Here is a 15950-nt window from a genome sequence, read left to right on the forward strand (position 1 = left end):
CGGGGTCAGACCCCCGCTCACGTCGGCGCCTGCTCAGACGCTGGTGGTGGAGAGGGTCTGACCCCAGCCCTTGCGATTACTGCGGTGCTTTGAGCAAATTCGCCAGGGCTACATACTGCTCCAGCCCCACAGTTTCCGGACGCAGGGTCGGGTCGATGCCGGCCGACTTGATCTGCTCTTCCGTAAACATCCCGGCCAGGCAATTGCGGATCACCTTGCGACGCTGCGAGAAGGCCTTCATGACGACGGCTTCCAGGGTTTCCTGGTCGCACGCCAGGCGCTCGGCCACGGGGATCATGCGCACGATGGCCGACTCCACTTTGGGCGGCGGATCGAAGGCCGTCGGCGGCACGATGAACAGCAGCGACATTTTGTAGCGCCACTGCAGCATCACGGACAGGCGGCCATACGCCTTGCTGCCCGGCTCGGCCACCATGCGTTCGACCACTTCCTTTTGCAGCATGAAATGCTGGTCCTGCACCAGCGGCGCGAAGTCCGCCAGATGGAACAGCAGCGGGCTGGAAATGTTGTACGGCAAATTGCCCACGATGCGCAGCTTCTGACCGGCCGGCACGGGGATTTGCGCGAAATCGAATTTCAGCGCGTCGCCCGAGTGGATGGTCAGCTTGGCCGGATTGAACGTTTTTTCCAGGCGCACGATCAGGTCGCGGTCCAGTTCCACCACGTGCATCTGTTTCAGGTGACGCAGCAGCTGCTCCGTCATGGCGCCCAAGCCGGGGCCGATCTCGACCATGGCATCGTCCGCTTGCGGCCCGATGGCGGCCGTGATGTCGTCGAGGACGAAGCGGTCATGCAGGAAGTTCTGGCCAAAGCGTTTGCGGGCAACGTGTTTCATAATGTGTTTTCTATCAATGCGGTAAAGCCGGCACAGGCCGGCGGGATCGGTTGGGCATGCAGCGTCGGGTTACGCCGTGCCGGCTAACCCGACCTACGCGCTATGCTCTGGTCGGGCTGCTGGCGCGCAGCATGTCGAGCGCCGTTTGCAAGGCTTGCTCCATGCTGTGGCAATCAGCCAGGCCCAGCCCTTGCGCGGCCAGGTCCAGCGCCGTGCCGTGGTCGACCGAGGTGCGTATCAGTGGCAAGCCCAGGGTGATATTGATGCCGCGCCCGAAGGTCGCGTATTTCAGCACGGGCAAGCCCTGGTCGTGGTACATGGCCAGTACGCAGTCGGCATCGGCCAGGTATTTTTGCTGGAACAGGGTGTCGGCCGGATACGGTCCGCGCGCATCGATGCCGCGCGCTTGCGCTGCGGCAATCGCCGGGCCGATGACATCGATTTCCTCGCGGCCCAGGTAACCCCCCTCGCCCGCGTGCGGGTTCAGGCCGGTAACGAGGATGCGCGGCGCGGCGATGCCGAATTTCTGTTGCAGGTCCGCCTGGAGGATGTCGAGGGTGACGGCCAGGCTGTCCATGGTGATGGCGGCGGACACGTCCTTCAAGGGCAGATGCGTGGTCGCCAGCGCCACGCGCAAGGTCGGCTCCCCATGGCCGGGTTCGCCGGCCAGCATCATCACGACTTGCGGCGTGCCGGTTTTTTCTGCCAGGTATTCCGTATGACCGGAAAAGGCCACGCCGACGTCATTGATCGTGCTTTTTTGCAAGGGCGCCGTGACCATGGCGCCAAACCAGCCCGCTTCGATGCCTTCCACGGCCGCGTCCAGGGTGGCGAGCACGGAGCGCCCGTTTTCCTTGTCCAGCTCGCCGGGGATGACGTTGTTCACGGTGGGAATATCGATCACGGCCAGGCGGCCGGGGCCGAACTGGGGCAAGCCGCTGTTGCGCACGGCTTGCAGCGACAATGCCGCCAGGCGGATGTCCGGATCGATCAGGCTGGCCGTCAGCGCCAGGAAGGCGGCGTCGCCCAGCAGGATGCAGTTGACGTCATCGCGCATGGCCCAGGCGGCGCGGATTGAAATTTCCGGGCCGACACCGGCCGGTTCGCCACAGGTAATGGCGATGGCCGGGCGGCGTGCAAGGGGCAAATTACTCATGCGCAATCAATCAGCGGCATTACTGGTCGTCCGCGCGGAATTCGACGTAAGCACGGTCGCGCACTTCGCGCGCCCAGTTTTCCGTCGCTTCTTCCAGCTTGCGTTCGCGCAAGGCATTGCGGGCGGCGGCGCGCTGCTTCTCTTTCGATACGTCGTCGCTCTTGCGTTCCAGCACTTCGATCAGGTGGAAGCCAAAGCTCGATTCGATCGGCTGGCTCACCTCGCCCGGTTTCAGCGCATTCATCGCCGTCTCGAATTCCGGCACGGTGTCGCCCGGATACAGCCAGCCCAGGTCGCCGCCCTTGGCAGCGGAACCGTCGTTCGAGAACAAGCGGGCCAGGTCTTCGAACTTGGCGGCCTTGTTATCGAGACGCTCTTTCAGTTCCAGCAATTTACGCTTGGCTTCGGCCGCCGACAGGGTCGGCGTCACTTTCAGCAGGATGTGGCGGGCATGCGTCTGCTGCACGGCGGCGACGGCTTGCGCCTCGGCGGCGCTGCGGCGGTCCACCAGTTTCAGGATATGGAAGCCCGTGTTGCTCTTGATGATGGGCGTGATCTGGCCCGGCTTCAATTTCAGCAATTGCTCCGTAAACAGGGGTGGCAGACGGTCGCTCTGGCGCCAGCCGATATCGCCGCCGCTCAGCGCATCGCTGGCGTCGGAATAGGTGGCGGCCATCTTGGCGAAATCGGCGCCCGTGCGCAGCTGGCGGCTGACTTCTTCGGCGCGCGCGCGGCGGGCGGCGATCTGTTCGGGGCTGGAGTTTTCCGGAATGCGCACGAGAATCTGCGCCAGGTTCATCTCGACCTGTTCGCTGGCCGCCGCTTTTTCCGCTTCCAGGAAGTTATCCACTTCGGAATCGGAAATCTGGATCTTGGCGTCGACTTCGTGCTCGCGCAGGCGCTGCATGATGATTTCATCGCGGATTTCTTCGCGGAAGGTCGCAAACGGCGTGCCTTCTTTTTCCATCTGGTTGCGCAGTTCTTGCACCGTCATCTTTTGCTGTTCAGCAATACGGCCTATCGCGCGGTCCAGGGTCAGGTCATCCACGCGCACGCCCATTTCCTTGGCCAGCTGCATTTGCGCACGCTCGACGATCATACGTTCGAGCAATTGACGGCGCAGGTCGGCAGGGTCGGGAAGCGGGATGTTCTGCGCCTTCATGCGCTGCTCCACGCTCTTGATGCGGGCCGCCACTTCATTGCGCGTGATCACATCGTCATTGACGACGACGGCGATGGAATCGATGGTCTGGCCACTGCTCGACGCGGGTGGCGTGAAGCCCTTGACCGGTGCTGTGGCGGCGGCAGCGGGCTTGGCCGCAGGAGCTGGCGCAGCCTGTTGCGCCCAGACACTACTGGTCGTGGCGCCGGAAATGGCGCACAACAAAACCGTTGCAATTTTGAGTTGGTGCATACTGGCATTACGCATAATGTGTAGAGCGCTCATGAGTTCGGGTGAATAAAAAAACCGGTTTGTGCCAGCGCCGGGAACACCGGCGGCGGCAACGGTGCCTATCTTAACGGAGTGGCTGGCTCAATGTCTGGTAACCAGGGATGGTTTTTGTAAAAGTTTCCAGGCCATTCGCGCCCAGGCCCAGGCCATTCGACAAGCCCGTCAATTCCAGCTGGAAGAAGATCGGCGTCGAGACAGTCTTGGTCGTCGTCACGAAACGCTGCGCTCCCATGCGGAACACCCAGCAGTCGCCCTTGTATTCCAGGCCGACCAGGCTTTCCAGCATGCTGCGATCCTTGATGGAGTAACTGATGCGGCCCACGCCATACAAGCGGTCCGTCAACGGCCATTGCGTCGATACTTCCGCGTTGCGCAGGACATCACGCTGAAAACGGTTACTGAAATTCAATACTTTCTTGGCACCGGGCTGATATTGCAAGGTGTAGTTGTAGCTCATCAGCCTGCGATCGCTGGGATTGTACTGCACCAGACTGTCGGCGGTCCAAGTCTCGGACACGCGGCCCGTCGCCGCCAGCAGGATATCCGAACGCGACTGGTTGACGGGCGTCGTCGAATTGAGCTGCACGCGCTGATCGGCAAAATAGAAACGCTGGCCGAAGGTCAGGCGCATGCGCTCCGTGCCGTCCGACTGCAGGAAGCGCGAGACGACGGCGGCCGTGACCTGGTTGGCGTCACCGATACGGTCGCTGCCGACAAAACGGTTTTCCGTGAAGATCTGCGTCAGGTTGAACGTGCCCTCGGCCGTATCGAAGTTCGGAAACTGCGACTGGTCGCGGTACGGCGTGTAGACATAGAACAGGCGCGGCTCCAGGGTTTGCGTGCCGCCCTTGGCGCCGAACAGATTCGTGTCGCGTTCAAACACCAGGCCGCTGTCGACCGAGAGCGTCGGCACGGCGCGCGTAAACGAGGTCGTCTTGAACAGCAGCGCCTTGGTCCGGGCGTCATTGTCGAGCTGATACGCGCTGGCATTGAGCATCAGCTTGGGCGTGATGAAGTAGCCAGGGCGCATGATGGGAAAACTCACCTGCGGCACGGCCACGAGGCGCGAGCCTTGCACCAGGGTCGGATGCGCGAAGCGCGTCGCTTCCGCGTCGAAGGTCCAGTCGAAGCCGCCCCAGACGTCGTATTTGCCAGCGTGGAAGTTCACCGCCGGCAAGCGGTCATACGGGCGCGGCACGACCACGTTGGGATCGGGATCCTGCAGCACCTGGTAATTCTGCACGCGCGCCGTCAGGCTCCAGTCCTCGGTGCGGTAATCGGTGCGCAATTCGCGCAGCAACTGGCGCTCGGTGGCGGTGGCAACGGTTTTCGAAAAATCGTTCGGGTAATTATTGTCGGACGCCTCGCGCAAGTCCCAGCTGTAACTCCAGCCCTTGGCCAGCACCTGCTCATGCTTGGACTTGATCATGTAGCGGTTGGTCTTGGTCTGCTTGTCGTTAGGCAAGAACTCAAACGACGTTTCGCCCTGGTACAGGCCGGCATCCGTCTCGCCCATGTAGCGGCCCGTCGCACCGAGCTGGATGCCGCGCCGCTGGATGTAGCGGGGGAACAGCGTCAGGTCGCGGTTCGGTGCGATGTTCACGTAGTACGGCATCAGCAACTCGAAACCGTTCTTCGAGGCAAAGCCCGGCGTGGGCGCCAGCCAGCCCGAGCGGCGCGCGCCCGACAGCGAGAACGAGATACCGGGCGTGCCCAGGATCGGCACGTCCTTGAAATAGATGATGGTCTTGCTGCCGGTGCCCACGTCGCGGCCCGTATCGAGGTTCAAGGTGCTCGATTTCAGGTACCAGTCCGGATTCGGCCCTTCGCAAGTGCTGTACGTGCCGTCGATGACATTGGCTTCGTCGGGATTGATGAAGTCGACGCGCTCGGCCTTGCCCTGGCCGCCGCCCACTGCGAAGCGGTACGTCGGGTTGAGCAGGAAACCCTTGCCGGTATCCATGTTCAGCTTCAAGACGTCGCCCGTGTAGTAATCGCCGAAACGCCACATCTTGATATGGCCCTCGGCGTCGAACTGATCTTCAACTTGTTTGTAACAAGCTGTATCGGCCGTCATTTTTGTGGTTTTTCCGCGCTCAATCACGACATTCTGGTCGAGATTGACCTCCCTTTCGGGGCGACCGTTCATGCTGTTCGCCGTCATGACGGTGGGCGCGTCGGGATCTTCCACATGCACCGGACGCGGTGCTTTCTGGGCGTGGACAGGCACCGTCGTGGCGGCGACGAGCGCGCTGATGGCGAAAGCCCAGCGCTGCGAAGGGGGGGAGGCCGAAAACCAGCTCATGAATTGGAAGGGGCAAGCACCATGACAGGCGATTTTTTGATTTGAATCCCTTATTATATGGGAATCTGTGCGACACGCCTTAAAGCTCGGGTAGCTGGCCCCGGTCGCAACGTGGCAGTAACGACTAGCAGCGCAGGAACTGCGCAGGCAAATCACTGGTTTACCAGTGATAAAACAGTGAGGGGCTCCCCGGAGTACCCATTCTTGGCAAGACAAGACACGCTGCGAGAACGTGGCTTGTCAGTCTTATACGCCCGCCGCATCACCGGCGAGTAGCTATCCCTTTGCCTGTTTTTGATTACACAAAACATTGAAACTGTAGTTTATTTGCAAAGCTTGTAGATATTTTACATTTGCTTACAATTTTCTATATTTCAACAGTTTTCTGCAAGACTCGGTTTTCTCTCAGCCGAGTCATACCCGAGTGAAACTCTTCGATATCTTGTCATGCTTCAGTGTTGCAACTGCTGCCATGACCGGATGTACGACCATCTGTCACCTACTTGAGTGTGCGTCGCCGGTAACGGCGGGGTGCAAAGCCTCAGGGACAACGTACCCCCATTCTTTTTCGGCAGCCCGGCGTGCGAACGCTTGGCTGGAGACTGCGAGCAGCGATGCGGTCCAGGGGCTAGGTGAGTGCTGCAAGGGCAATGTTATGTGAACCATCGTTTGAACCCTCGTAAATATTAATAGGCAAAAGCTGCTGACAGGCCTAAACCAAACGGTACGTGGCTGGCTATCTCCGTGGATTCTGGGGATACGTCGTCATTCAGCCACCGGGGGAAAGATGGGCCCTAAACAGCCAGTCGCGATGTAGCTGTCGCGTCGATATCGTTGGGAACGTGGTAAGCCCGATTCCCTGCCGCTCGATCAAAGAACCGAGATAGCGGCAAGCAAACCGCAAGGCACGCCCTTGGGGCAGCGGGTAGAGGAGGATGGAGAAAGCGAATGCCGGGCTGTAATGGTCCGGATAGGGATTCAAGATTTGTCCCGGCCTGAAAGGGTGCCCACTTCCATCTGGTGTAATAGTCGTCATACGACTGTACTGGCTCCAGGCAGTCATCATTTTCAACCGCCCCGAAGGGATGCAGCTCACCCTTCGGGGATGCGCTGTGTCTCGTCGGAGCAACTACACGAGGTTCAGCATGAAAGTAACCGCCAGCAGTCTTGCCGGTTCTGCGTCCTCGCACGTGCCAACCGAATGGGTCGCCATCAACTGGCGGCTCGTACAACGCAACGTGAGAGCCATGCAGCATCGATTAACGAAGGCTACACAGGAAGGCGACTGGCGCAGGGCGAAAGCGCTGCAAAGGTGGCTAACCCACTCGTTCAGCGCGAAGGCGCTGGCAGTCAAACGAGTGACAGAGAATCAAGGCAAACGAACCGCAGGCGTGGACCAGCAGTTGTGGGACTCAGCAACGCAGAAGTTCGCTGCCATTGCGCAGTTGAAGAAACAAGGCTATCGGCCCCTGCCATTACGGAGGGTCTTTATTCCCAAGTCAAATGGAAAGATGCGCCCACTGGGCATCCCTACCATGCGGGACCGGGCGATGCAGGCGCTTCACCTGCTGGCCTTGGATCCGGTCTTGGAAACGCTGAGTGATCCCAACTCATACGGGTTTCGCAAAAATCGCTCAACGGCCGATGCGATGTCGCAAATTTTTCTCCAGACCTGCCGGAAAGTCTCGGCAACCTGGGTGTTGGATGCGGATATCGAAGGTTTTTTCGACAATATCAACCATCAATGGCTGGTCGACAATGTCTTCATGGATAAGTCGATCCTGTCTAAATGGCTGAAATCCGGGGTAATTGACCGGAAGCAATTAATGGCAACCACAGCTGGAACGCCACAGGGCGGCATCATCAGCCCTGCCCTTGCGAATTGGACGTTGAACGGGCTGGAGACTGAACTGATTGCGCACCTCGGTGCGAAATTCGGCAAGTCAAAGGCAGGCAAGCTCAAAGTCGGTGTCGTGCGATACGCGGACGATTTTGTCGTTACCAGTGGATCGAAGGAATTGCTGGAGACGGAAATCAGGCCTTGGATCGAAGCATTTCTTGCAGTCAGAGGATTGCGACTGTCCAGTGCCAAAACCAAGATCGTGCACATCGATGAGGGCTTCGATTTCCTGGGGTGGAACTTCCGAAAATATTCCGGGACACTACTCATCAAGCCAAGTAAGAAGAACATGAAAGCGTTCTATGAAAAGCTGAGGAAGACGATCAGCGAAAACATCGGGGCGAAGCAGGAGAATCTCATTCGATTGCTGAACCCCATGCTGCGGGGCTGGGCGCAATATCACAGCCCTGTCGTTGCCAAGGAGGCGTTTTCGACGATGGAGTCGCTGCTGTACTGGCGGCTTCGTCGCTGGGCAATGCGCAGGCATCCGAAGAAAACCGACAGTTGGATACGCGACCGATACTGGCGCCCAACCGAGAGTGGAAATCGGATGTTTGCAGCGGACGTTGTCACAAAGAATGGCAATAAGGCCATGAAGGAACTGTACTCGTTACCAGGTACAGCGATTCAGCGTCACACGAAGATCAAGGGCGGCTATCACCCCTACGATCCGCAATGGGAACTGTACGGCGAAACCCTTCGGCAGGAACGCATGTTGAAAAACATGTCTTACCGGCGCGAGTGGGCCAAGCTCTACCTCGACCAACGTGGCTTGTGCGCTCTGTGTGGATATGAGATGAACATGGAAACCGGATGGCATGACCACCACATAGAACACCGTGTGGCAGGTGGTTCCGACGCCCTTGGAAATCGCGTATTATTGCACCCAAATTGCCATATAAATGTGCACGCAAACGATTTACACGTTGCGAAGCCGGTCCCTGCATAGGGACTTTTATTATGCTTGAGCCGTGTGCGGTGAAAATCGCACGCACGGTTCTTAGGGGGGAGAGCTTCCAGCAATGGGGTTCTCCTACCCTCCGCACCATCAACCCGATTCCACAGGCCGCTTAATGTCATTCACCCCCAATTCCCCTGCCGCGCCGGCCTCCGCCGACGCTCGCCTGACCCTGTTGAAAGCCTGGTTGGCCCCGCTTAACCTCGTTTCACCCGATTCCGCCCGCCCCGCTTCCAGCGATGCGAGCTTCCGCCGCTACTACCGTCTCGACGTGCTGCCAGGCAATGCAACATTGCCAGGAAAGACACTGATCGCCATGGATGCGCCGCCCGAACGCGAAAACGTGCCCGCCTTTGTCAAGGTGGCCGGCTTGCTGAAAGGTGCTGGCGTGTCCGTGCCCGACATCATCGCGCAAGACCTGGAGCAGGGCTTCCTGCTGCTTTCTGACCTGGGCACGACCACGTATCTCGACGCCCTGAACCACGACAACGCCAGCGTGCTGTACGCCGAAGCGCTGGAATCGTTGATGAAAATCCAGCTGGCCAGCCAGCCGGACGTCTTGCCCGAATTCGACCGTGCCTTCATCCTGCGCGAAATGAATCTGTTCCCGGAATGGTTTATCGGCAAGCACCTGGGCGCCACCTTGACGGATGTGCAACAAAACCAGCTGGACAAGGTATTCGAAGCCATCACGGCGAACATCTTGTCGCAGCAGCAAGTATTCATGCACCGCGACTACCATTCGCGCAATCTGATGCACATCAACGATGGTTCCCTCCCCAATCCCGGCATCCTCGACTTCCAGGACGCCGTCTTCGGCCCCGTCACCTACGACATCGCCTCGCTGCTGCGCGACGCGTATATCCAGTGGGACGAGGAACTGGTGCTCGACTGGGTGATCCGCTACTGGCAGCGCGCCAAGCAGCTGGGCTTGCCGGTCAATCCCGACATCGACGCCTTCTACCGCGATTTCGAATTCACGGCCCTGCAGCGCCACCTGAAAATCCTCGGCCTGTTCGCGCGCCTGAATTACCGCGACGGCAAGGATCTGTACATGGGCGACCTGCCAACCGTGCTCGACTACGTGCGCAAGACGGCCAACCGCTACACGGAACTCAAGCCGCTGGTGCGCTTATTGGACGCCCTGGAAAACAAGACTCCGCAAGTCGGTTATACCTTCTAGGCACTTTCCCGCTGCGCGGCCTGACCGCGCAGCCGACTTACCGAATCAGAAAAGACTATCCATGAAAGCCATGATCTTTGCCGCAGGCCGCGGTGAACGGATGCGTCCGCTTACCGATACCTGTCCCAAACCGCTGCTGAAAGTGCGCGGCCGTCCGCTGATCGTCTGGCATGTGCTGAATCTGGTGCGCACCGGCATCACGGACATCGTCATCAACCATTCGCACCTGGGCCATCTGATCGAGGAAACCCTGGGCGACGGCAGCGCGTACGGCGCGCGCATCGCATATTCGCCCGAGACCACGCCGCTGGAAACGGCGGGCGGCATCGCCCAGGCGCGCCACCTGCTGGGAGAGGAACCGTTCCTCGCCATTTCCGGCGACATCTATTGCCCGTATTTCGATTTCAAGCAGGTGCTCGACGTGCTGGCCGACAAGGACGTGCTGGGCACGCCGTACCCGGCCGACCAGCGCGATATCGCCTGGGCCTACCTGGTGCCCAATCCCGACTTCCACCCGAAGGGCGACTTCGGCCTGACCTTGTTCGCGATCAACAATACGGACGACACCAGGTGGACCTTCGCCAATATCGGCGTGTACCGTCCTGAAATGTTCGACGGCATCACGCCTGGCAGCCATGCCAAACTCGGCGATTTGCTGCGCCGGTATGCGGACCAGGGCCGCGTGGGCGGTGAAGTCTATACCGGCGAGTGGACCAATGTGGGTACGCCAGCGCAACTCGATGTGCTCAATGGCGTGGCAGCGAAGGCGCCTGCGGCATGATGGCCAATTACGCGGCACGGCGCGCGGCGCTGCTGGCGCAGATGCTGCCGGGCAGCGTCGCCATCCTCGCCACGGCGCCCGAAGTGCCGCGCAACAGCGATTGCGATTATCCATATCGCCACGACAGCTATTTCTATTACCTGAGCGGTTTCACGGAACCCGACAGCGCCGTGGCCCTGGTGGCCGCCAGCGCCACGGCGCCCGCGCGCGCCATCCTGTTTTGCCGCGCCAAGAACACGGAGCGCGAAATCTGGGACGGTTTCCGCCACGGCCCCGAAGCGGCCCGCGCCAGCTTCGGTTTTGACAGCGCCTTCCCCATCGAGGAACTCGACGTGGAAATGACACGCCTGCTGGCCGACGCCCCCGCCATCTACCATGCGCTGGGCGGCAGCCTCGATGCACAGGTCAAGGTGTGGCGAAACAATGTGCGGCAAAAGGCCCGCAGCGGCGTCACGGCGCCCGCCATCGCGCATGACATCCATGGCATGCTCGACGCCATGCGCCTGCTGAAAGACACGGAAGAACAAAACCTGATGCGCCGCGCGGCCGCCATTTCCAGCGCCGCCCACGTGCGCGCCATGCGCGCCACGCGTCCCGGCATGCACGAATATGCGCTCGAAGCGGAGCTGTTGTACGAATTCCGGCGCAGCGGCGCGCAGTTCCCCGCGTACTCGTCCATCGTGGCCGGCGGCGGCAATGCCTGCATCCTGCATTACAGCGCCAACAACGCGGTCTTGCAAGACGGCGAGCTGGTATTGATCGACGCCGGCTGCGAACTCGATGGCTACGCCTCGGACATCACGCGCACCTGGCCCGTCAACGGCCGTTTCAGCGGCCCGCAGCGGGCGCTGTACGAGCTGGTGCTGGCGGCGCAGCAGGCGTCGCTGGACATGGTGCGCCCCGGCCTGCCGCACAGCGCCATCCACGAAGCGGCAGTGCAAGTGCTGGCGCAGGGCATGCTGGACCTGGGTTTGCTGGACCGGCAGAAAAGCGGCGGCGCGCAGGACGTCATCGCCGACAAGGCCTATGTGCCCTTCTACATGCACGGCACCAGCCACTGGCTGGGCATGGACGTGCACGACGTGGGCGCCTACCGCGACACGGATGCCCCCGGCAAGCCGTGGCGCGCGCTCGAAGCGGGCATGGTGCTGACGGTGGAACCGGGCATCTATGTGCGCCCCGGCGCGGGTGTGCCGGAGCAGTTCTGGCATACGGGCATCCGCATCGAGGACGACGTGCTGGTCACGCCGCAAGGCCATGAAATCTTCAGCACGGCGCCGAAGAGCGTCGCTGAAATCGAACAACTGATGTCACAGGATTAACGCCGCCGCATGCATACACCGCCCACTTTCGATCTCGCCATCTGCGGCGCCGGCCCCGTCGGCATGGCGCTGGCCGCCCTGCTCGTGCAGCGGGGCAGCCGCGCCGCCGGCATCGTCCTGCTCGACGCCAAATCCATCGAACAGGCGAGGCGCGACCCGCGCACCATCGCCCTGTCGCACGGCAGCCGCCAGATTCTCGAGGAAGCGGGCGCCTGGCCCGTGGCAGCGACGCCCATCCATCAAATCCACGTCTCGCGCCGCGGCCGGTTCGGGCGCAGCCTGATGGACCGCAGCGAGCATGGCGTCGAGGCGCTCGGCTATGTGGCCCGTTACGGCGCCGTCGTCAGCGCGCTGGCCGACGTCTGCGAGCGCCTGGGCGTGGCCAGCCTGCGCCCGGCGCTGGTGACGGGCAGCGCGGAAGACGCCGATGGCGTCAGCGTGCAGATCGACCAGGCGGGCGCCGCGTCGAGCTTGCGCGCCAGCCTGCTGGTGCAGGCCGAGGGCGGCCTGTTCGGCCAGCAGCCGGAACGCGCCGTCAGCCGCGACTATGGCCAGAGCGCCATCATCGCCCATGTACGCACAAGCAGCCCCATCGCCCACCGCGCGTATGAGCGCTTCACCGACGAAGGCCCGCTGGCGCTGCTGCCGCAGGACGACGGTTATGCGCTCGTGTGGTGCGTGCCGCCCACGCGCGCCGAGCAATTGCTGGCGCTGGACGACGCGGCCTTCCTGGCCCGCCTGGGCGTCGCCTTCGGCAGCCGCCTGGGGCGTTTTACCCACACGACGCCACGCCTGGCCTATCCGCTGGGCTTGAACGCGCAGGCGAACGGCACGGCGCGCACGGTCGCCATCGGCAATGCGGCGCAAACCCTGCATCCGGTGGCGGGACAGGGCCTGAACCTGGGCTTGCGCGACGCCGCCGTGCTCGCCCGCGTGCTGGCGCAGGACGGCAGCCCGGCCGGACTGGAACGCTACGCCAGCCTGCGCCAGACAGACCGGGGACTGGCCGTGCGCGTCACCGACACCATGGCGCGCATCTTCACGGGCAGCGCGCCCACGCAAGGCTTGCTGGGCCTGTCGCTGGGTCTGCTGGATGCATTGCCCCCAGCACGCAAGGCACTGGCTGGACTGATGATGTACGGCCGCCGCTAAGGATTGACAATAAGGAAAGAGCTGGGGCGAAAAAGAAACAGGGAACATATCCGGCATGGAATAAACGGCCGGCGGATGCGACAATGGCTGTCACCTGGCTTTTGGCGACCGTTCCATGACAGATGCATTGCCCGCAGCACCGCCTGCCGCTCTTCCCGAAGTGCTCTTTTCCCGCCTGCTGGAAGACGCGCTCGACGCCGTCATCATCATTGATGAGCTTTGCCGCATCCGCTATATCAATGGCGCCATGCAGGCACTGTCCGGCTATGCGAGCGGGGAATTGCTGGGCCAGACCCTGAACGGCCTGCTGCCCGACGCCGTCGGCGCGCAGCACGACAATCACGTGATCAATTACATCCGCAGCTCGCGCACGTCCAGCGTGCTGGGCAAGATACGCGAATTCGCCATCCGCCATCGCGACACGCAGATGATTCCCATCGAAATGAAGGCGATGGACCTGGGCGTGGTCGACGGCATCCGCTATTTCGGCGCCTTCCTGCTCGACGTGCGCGAACGGCGCGAACTGGCGGCAAAGAACGCCAGCCTGCTGGCGCAGCTGGAACAGCAGGCGCTGCACGATGCGCTGACGTCGCTGCCGAACCGGCGCGCCTATGAAGCGCAAGCCGAGCAGGCGATGGCGCGCGCGGCGCGCAGCGGCGCCGCCCTGACCGTGGGCGTGGCCGACCTCGACCATTTCAAGAAGATCAACGACCGCTACGGCCATGCCGTGGGCGACGCCGTGCTGCGCACGGTGGCACAGGCGCTGCGCGACACGGGACGCATCACCGACGTGGCGGCGCGCCTCGGCGGCGAGGAATTCGGCCTGCTGTTCCCCGACGCCGGCCTGCAGCAGGCGCATAGGGTGGCCGAACGCATCCGCGCCGCCGTGGCCGCCGCCATCACCCCCCTGCCCGATGGCGGCCAGCTGCAGGTGACCATCAGCATCGGCGTGGCCTCCCTGACGGCCGGCGCCACCCTGGACGCGGCCATGTCCGATGCCGACAAGGCCCTGTATGCGGCCAAGCACCAGGGACGCAACAAGGTAGTGGCAGCCGAATAAGAACGGCCCGCGCAAGGCGGGCCGTCCGGTCGCTGCATGCCGTCCTTATTCGACGGCTTTGAGCATATCCTCGATCACCTTCTTCGCATCGCCAAACACCATCATCGTGTTCGGCTGGTAGAACAGGTCGTTGTCCAGGCCCGCATAGCCGGACGCCATCGAACGCTTGTTGACGATGATGCTCTTGGCTTTATAGGCTTCCAGGATAGGCATGCCGGCGATCGGCGATTTCGGGTCTTTCGCCGCCGGGTTGACGACATCGTTCGCGCCCAGCACCAGCACCACGTCCGTCTGGCCGAATTCGCCGTTGATGTCTTCCATCTCGAAGACCTGGTCGTACGGCACTTCCGCCTCGGCCAGCAGCACGTTCATGTGGCCCGGCATGCGCCCCGCCACGGGGTGGATCGCATATTTGACGGTGATGCCCTTGTGCGTGAGCTTTTCCACCAGTTCCTTGAGCGAGTGCTGCGCGCGCGCCACGGCCAGGCCGTAGCCGGGCACGATGATGACGGTTTCCGCATTGCTCATGATGAAGGCGGCATCGTCGGCCGAACCCGATTTCACGGGGCGCTGTTCCTGCGCGCCCGCCGCGCCGGCCGCCGGCGCATCACCGCCGAAGCCGCCGAGGATGACGTTGAAGAACGAGCGGTTCATGGCCTTGCACATGATGTACGACAGGATCGCGCCAGAGGATCCCACGAGCGAACCGGCGATGATCAGCATCGAGTTGTTCAGCGAAAAGCCGATGCCGGCCGCGGCCCAGCCCGAGTAGCTGTTGAGCATCGACACCACCACCGGCATGTCGGCGCCGCCGATGGGGATGATGATCAGCACGCCCAGCGCAAAGGCGATCAGGGTCATGACGATGAACGGCGTCCATGCGGGCTCGACGCCATCGGCGAAGCAGAACGCCAGGCCCAGGCCCACCATCACCAGCGCCAGCACGAGGTTGAGCATGTGCTGGCCCTTGAAACTGACGGGCGCGCCCTGGAACAGGCGGAACTTGTATTTGCCCGACAGCTTGCCGAAGGCGATCACCGAACCGGAGAACGTGATGGCGCCGACGAAGGTGCCGATGAACAGCTCGAAGCGGTTACCGATGGGCAGCGCCTCGCCATGCTTGGCGATATTGAAGGCCCACGGTTCGGACACGGCGGCCACGGCGATGCAGACGGCCGCCAGGCCGATCAGCGAGTGCATGGCCGCCACCAGTTCCGGCATCTTCGTCATTTCCACGGTTTTCGCCAGGTAGGCGCCGATGGCGCCGCCCGTGACGATGCCGATGATGACGAGGGTCAGGCCCATGCCGCCCGTCTGCTGTTCCTTCAGTTTCAGGATCAGCGCCACGGTGGTGACGGCGGCAATGGCCATGCCGCTCATGCCGAAGGCATTGCCGCGGCGCGCCGTCGATGGCGACGACAGGCCTTTCAGGGCCTGGATGAAGCACACCGAGGCGATCAGGTACATCATCGTCACCAGGTTCATGGTGACGAAGCTCATGGCGTGACTCATTCTTTTGCTCCTTGCTTGGCCTTCGGTTCTTTTTTACGGAACATCTCGAGCATGCGCTGCGTGACGAGGAAGCCGCCGAACACGTTGACGGCGGCCAGCGCCACGGCCAGGGTGCCGGCCACTTGCGCCAGCGGGCCGTCGGTCAGGCCGGCCGCCAGCATGGCGCCGACGATGATGATGGCGGAAATGGCATTGGTAACGGCCATCAGCGGCGTATGCAGCGCCGGCGTGACGGTCCAGACGACGTGGTAGCCGACATAAATGGCCAGCACGAAGATGATCAGGTTGGTGATGGTGTGACTGATTTCCATG

Annotated in this window: 12 protein-coding genes; 6 read left to right on the forward strand and 6 right to left on the reverse strand. The window is 62.0% G+C overall.

The annotated features are described in order from the left end of the window. Positions 1-76: 76 nt before the first annotated feature. The 4 genes from rsmA to BLU39_RS08940 all read right to left on the reverse strand — a co-directional run bounded on the left by rsmA (position 77) and on the right by BLU39_RS08940 (position 5770). The gene (gene rsmA / locus BLU39_RS08925; RefSeq protein ID WP_092711984.1) at positions 77-856 is read right to left on the reverse strand and encodes a 16S rRNA (adenine(1518)-N(6)/adenine(1519)-N(6))-dimethyltransferase RsmA; all 780 of its coding nucleotides are present in this window, start codon (positions 854-856) and stop codon (positions 77-79) included. A 100-nt stretch (positions 857-956) separates the two neighbouring features. Beyond that, on the reverse strand, positions 957-2012 hold the full coding sequence (pdxA, locus tag BLU39_RS08930) for a 4-hydroxythreonine-4-phosphate dehydrogenase PdxA (protein ID WP_092711986.1): 1056 nt from the start codon (positions 2010-2012) through the stop codon (positions 957-959). Between the two features lie 19 nt (positions 2013-2031). After that, entirely contained in the window at positions 2032-3426 is a 1395-nt protein-coding gene (locus tag BLU39_RS08935; protein ID WP_254788931.1) for a peptidylprolyl isomerase, read from the reverse strand. A 103-nt stretch (positions 3427-3529) separates the two neighbouring features. Continuing rightward, positions 3530-5770 (reverse strand): LPS-assembly protein LptD, encoded by a 2241-nt coding sequence (locus BLU39_RS08940; RefSeq protein WP_092711990.1) that lies wholly within the window; start codon positions 5768-5770, stop codon positions 3530-3532. Positions 5771-6915: 1145 nt separating this feature from the next. Between BLU39_RS08940 and ltrA the strand changes: the two genes are divergently transcribed. The 6 genes from ltrA (at position 6916) to BLU39_RS08970 (ending at position 14126) form a co-directional block, all read left to right on the forward strand. Further along, positions 6916-8619, forward strand: coding sequence for a group II intron reverse transcriptase/maturase (gene ltrA / locus BLU39_RS08945; protein ID WP_092712253.1), 1704 nt, complete (start codon positions 6916-6918; stop codon positions 8617-8619). A 124-nt stretch (positions 8620-8743) separates the two neighbouring features. Continuing rightward, positions 8744-9811 carry an aminoglycoside phosphotransferase family protein gene (locus tag BLU39_RS08950; RefSeq protein ID WP_092711992.1) on the forward strand — a complete coding sequence of 356 codons (1068 nt, stop codon included), beginning with the start codon at positions 8744-8746 and terminating at the stop codon, positions 9809-9811. A gap of 61 nt (positions 9812-9872) precedes the next feature. Continuing rightward, a complete protein-coding gene (murU, locus tag BLU39_RS08955; protein WP_092711994.1) occupies positions 9873-10592 on the forward strand; it encodes an N-acetylmuramate alpha-1-phosphate uridylyltransferase MurU in 720 nt (239 codons plus the stop codon). Beyond that, a complete protein-coding gene (gene pepP / locus BLU39_RS08960) occupies positions 10592-11914 on the forward strand; it encodes a Xaa-Pro aminopeptidase (RefSeq protein ID WP_175539253.1) in 1323 nt (440 codons plus the stop codon). Before murU ends, pepP begins: the two co-directional genes overlap by 1 nt. A 9-nt stretch (positions 11915-11923) precedes the next feature. Beyond that, a complete protein-coding gene (locus BLU39_RS08965; RefSeq protein ID WP_092711998.1) occupies positions 11924-13066 on the forward strand; it encodes a UbiH/UbiF/VisC/COQ6 family ubiquinone biosynthesis hydroxylase in 1143 nt (380 codons plus the stop codon). 115 nt (positions 13067-13181) lie between these two features. Then, positions 13182-14126 carry a GGDEF domain-containing protein gene (locus tag BLU39_RS08970; protein ID WP_092712000.1) on the forward strand — a complete coding sequence of 315 codons (945 nt, stop codon included), beginning with the start codon at positions 13182-13184 and terminating at the stop codon, positions 14124-14126. 45 nt (positions 14127-14171) lie between these two features. Here BLU39_RS08970 and BLU39_RS08975 read toward each other — a convergent pair whose 3' ends face one another. Then, the gene (locus BLU39_RS08975; RefSeq protein ID WP_092712002.1) at positions 14172-15626 is read right to left on the reverse strand and encodes an NAD(P)(+) transhydrogenase (Re/Si-specific) subunit beta; all 1455 of its coding nucleotides are present in this window, start codon (positions 15624-15626) and stop codon (positions 14172-14174) included. 8 nt (positions 15627-15634) lie between these two features. Then, positions 15635-15949, reverse strand: a complete 315-nt coding sequence (locus BLU39_RS08980; RefSeq protein ID WP_034745644.1) for an NAD(P) transhydrogenase subunit alpha part 2 — start codon at positions 15947-15949, stop codon at positions 15635-15637. Position 15950: the final 1 nt, after the last annotated feature.

Origin of the sequence: Janthinobacterium sp. OK676 (assembly GCF_900103595.1) — a bacterium.
GTDB lineage: Bacteria > Pseudomonadota > Gammaproteobacteria > Burkholderiales > Burkholderiaceae_D > Janthinobacterium.

What these genes read in the sequence shown, in the direction of transcription:
- rsmA (WP_092711984.1), bottom strand. Translation starts at nt 856, where the DNA reads ATGAAACACGTTGCCCGCAAACGCTTTGGCCAGAACTTCCTGCATGAC.
- pdxA (WP_092711986.1), bottom strand. Translation starts at nt 2,012, where the DNA reads ATGAGTAATTTGCCCCTTGCACGCCGCCCGGCCATCGCCATTACCTGT.
- BLU39_RS08935 (WP_254788931.1), bottom strand. Translation starts at nt 3,426, where the DNA reads ATGCACCAACTCAAAATTGCAACGGTTTTGTTGTGCGCCATTTCCGGC.
- BLU39_RS08940 (WP_092711990.1), bottom strand. Translation starts at nt 5,770, where the DNA reads ATGAGCTGGTTTTCGGCCTCCCCCCCTTCGCAGCGCTGGGCTTTCGCC.
- ltrA (WP_092712253.1), top strand. Translation starts at nt 6,916, where the DNA reads ATGAAAGTAACCGCCAGCAGTCTTGCCGGTTCTGCGTCCTCGCACGTG.
- BLU39_RS08950 (WP_092711992.1), top strand. Translation starts at nt 8,744, where the DNA reads ATGTCATTCACCCCCAATTCCCCTGCCGCGCCGGCCTCCGCCGACGCT.
- murU (WP_092711994.1), top strand. Translation starts at nt 9,873, where the DNA reads ATGAAAGCCATGATCTTTGCCGCAGGCCGCGGTGAACGGATGCGTCCG.
- pepP (WP_175539253.1), top strand. Translation starts at nt 10,592, where the DNA reads ATGGCCAATTACGCGGCACGGCGCGCGGCGCTGCTGGCGCAGATGCTG.
- BLU39_RS08965 (WP_092711998.1), top strand. Translation starts at nt 11,924, where the DNA reads ATGCATACACCGCCCACTTTCGATCTCGCCATCTGCGGCGCCGGCCCC.
- BLU39_RS08970 (WP_092712000.1), top strand. Translation starts at nt 13,182, where the DNA reads ATGACAGATGCATTGCCCGCAGCACCGCCTGCCGCTCTTCCCGAAGTG.
- BLU39_RS08975 (WP_092712002.1), bottom strand. Translation starts at nt 15,626, where the DNA reads ATGAGCTTCGTCACCATGAACCTGGTGACGATGATGTACCTGATCGCC.
- BLU39_RS08980 (WP_034745644.1), bottom strand. Translation starts at nt 15,949, where the DNA reads ATGGAAATCAGTCACACCATCACCAACCTGATCATCTTCGTGCTGGCC.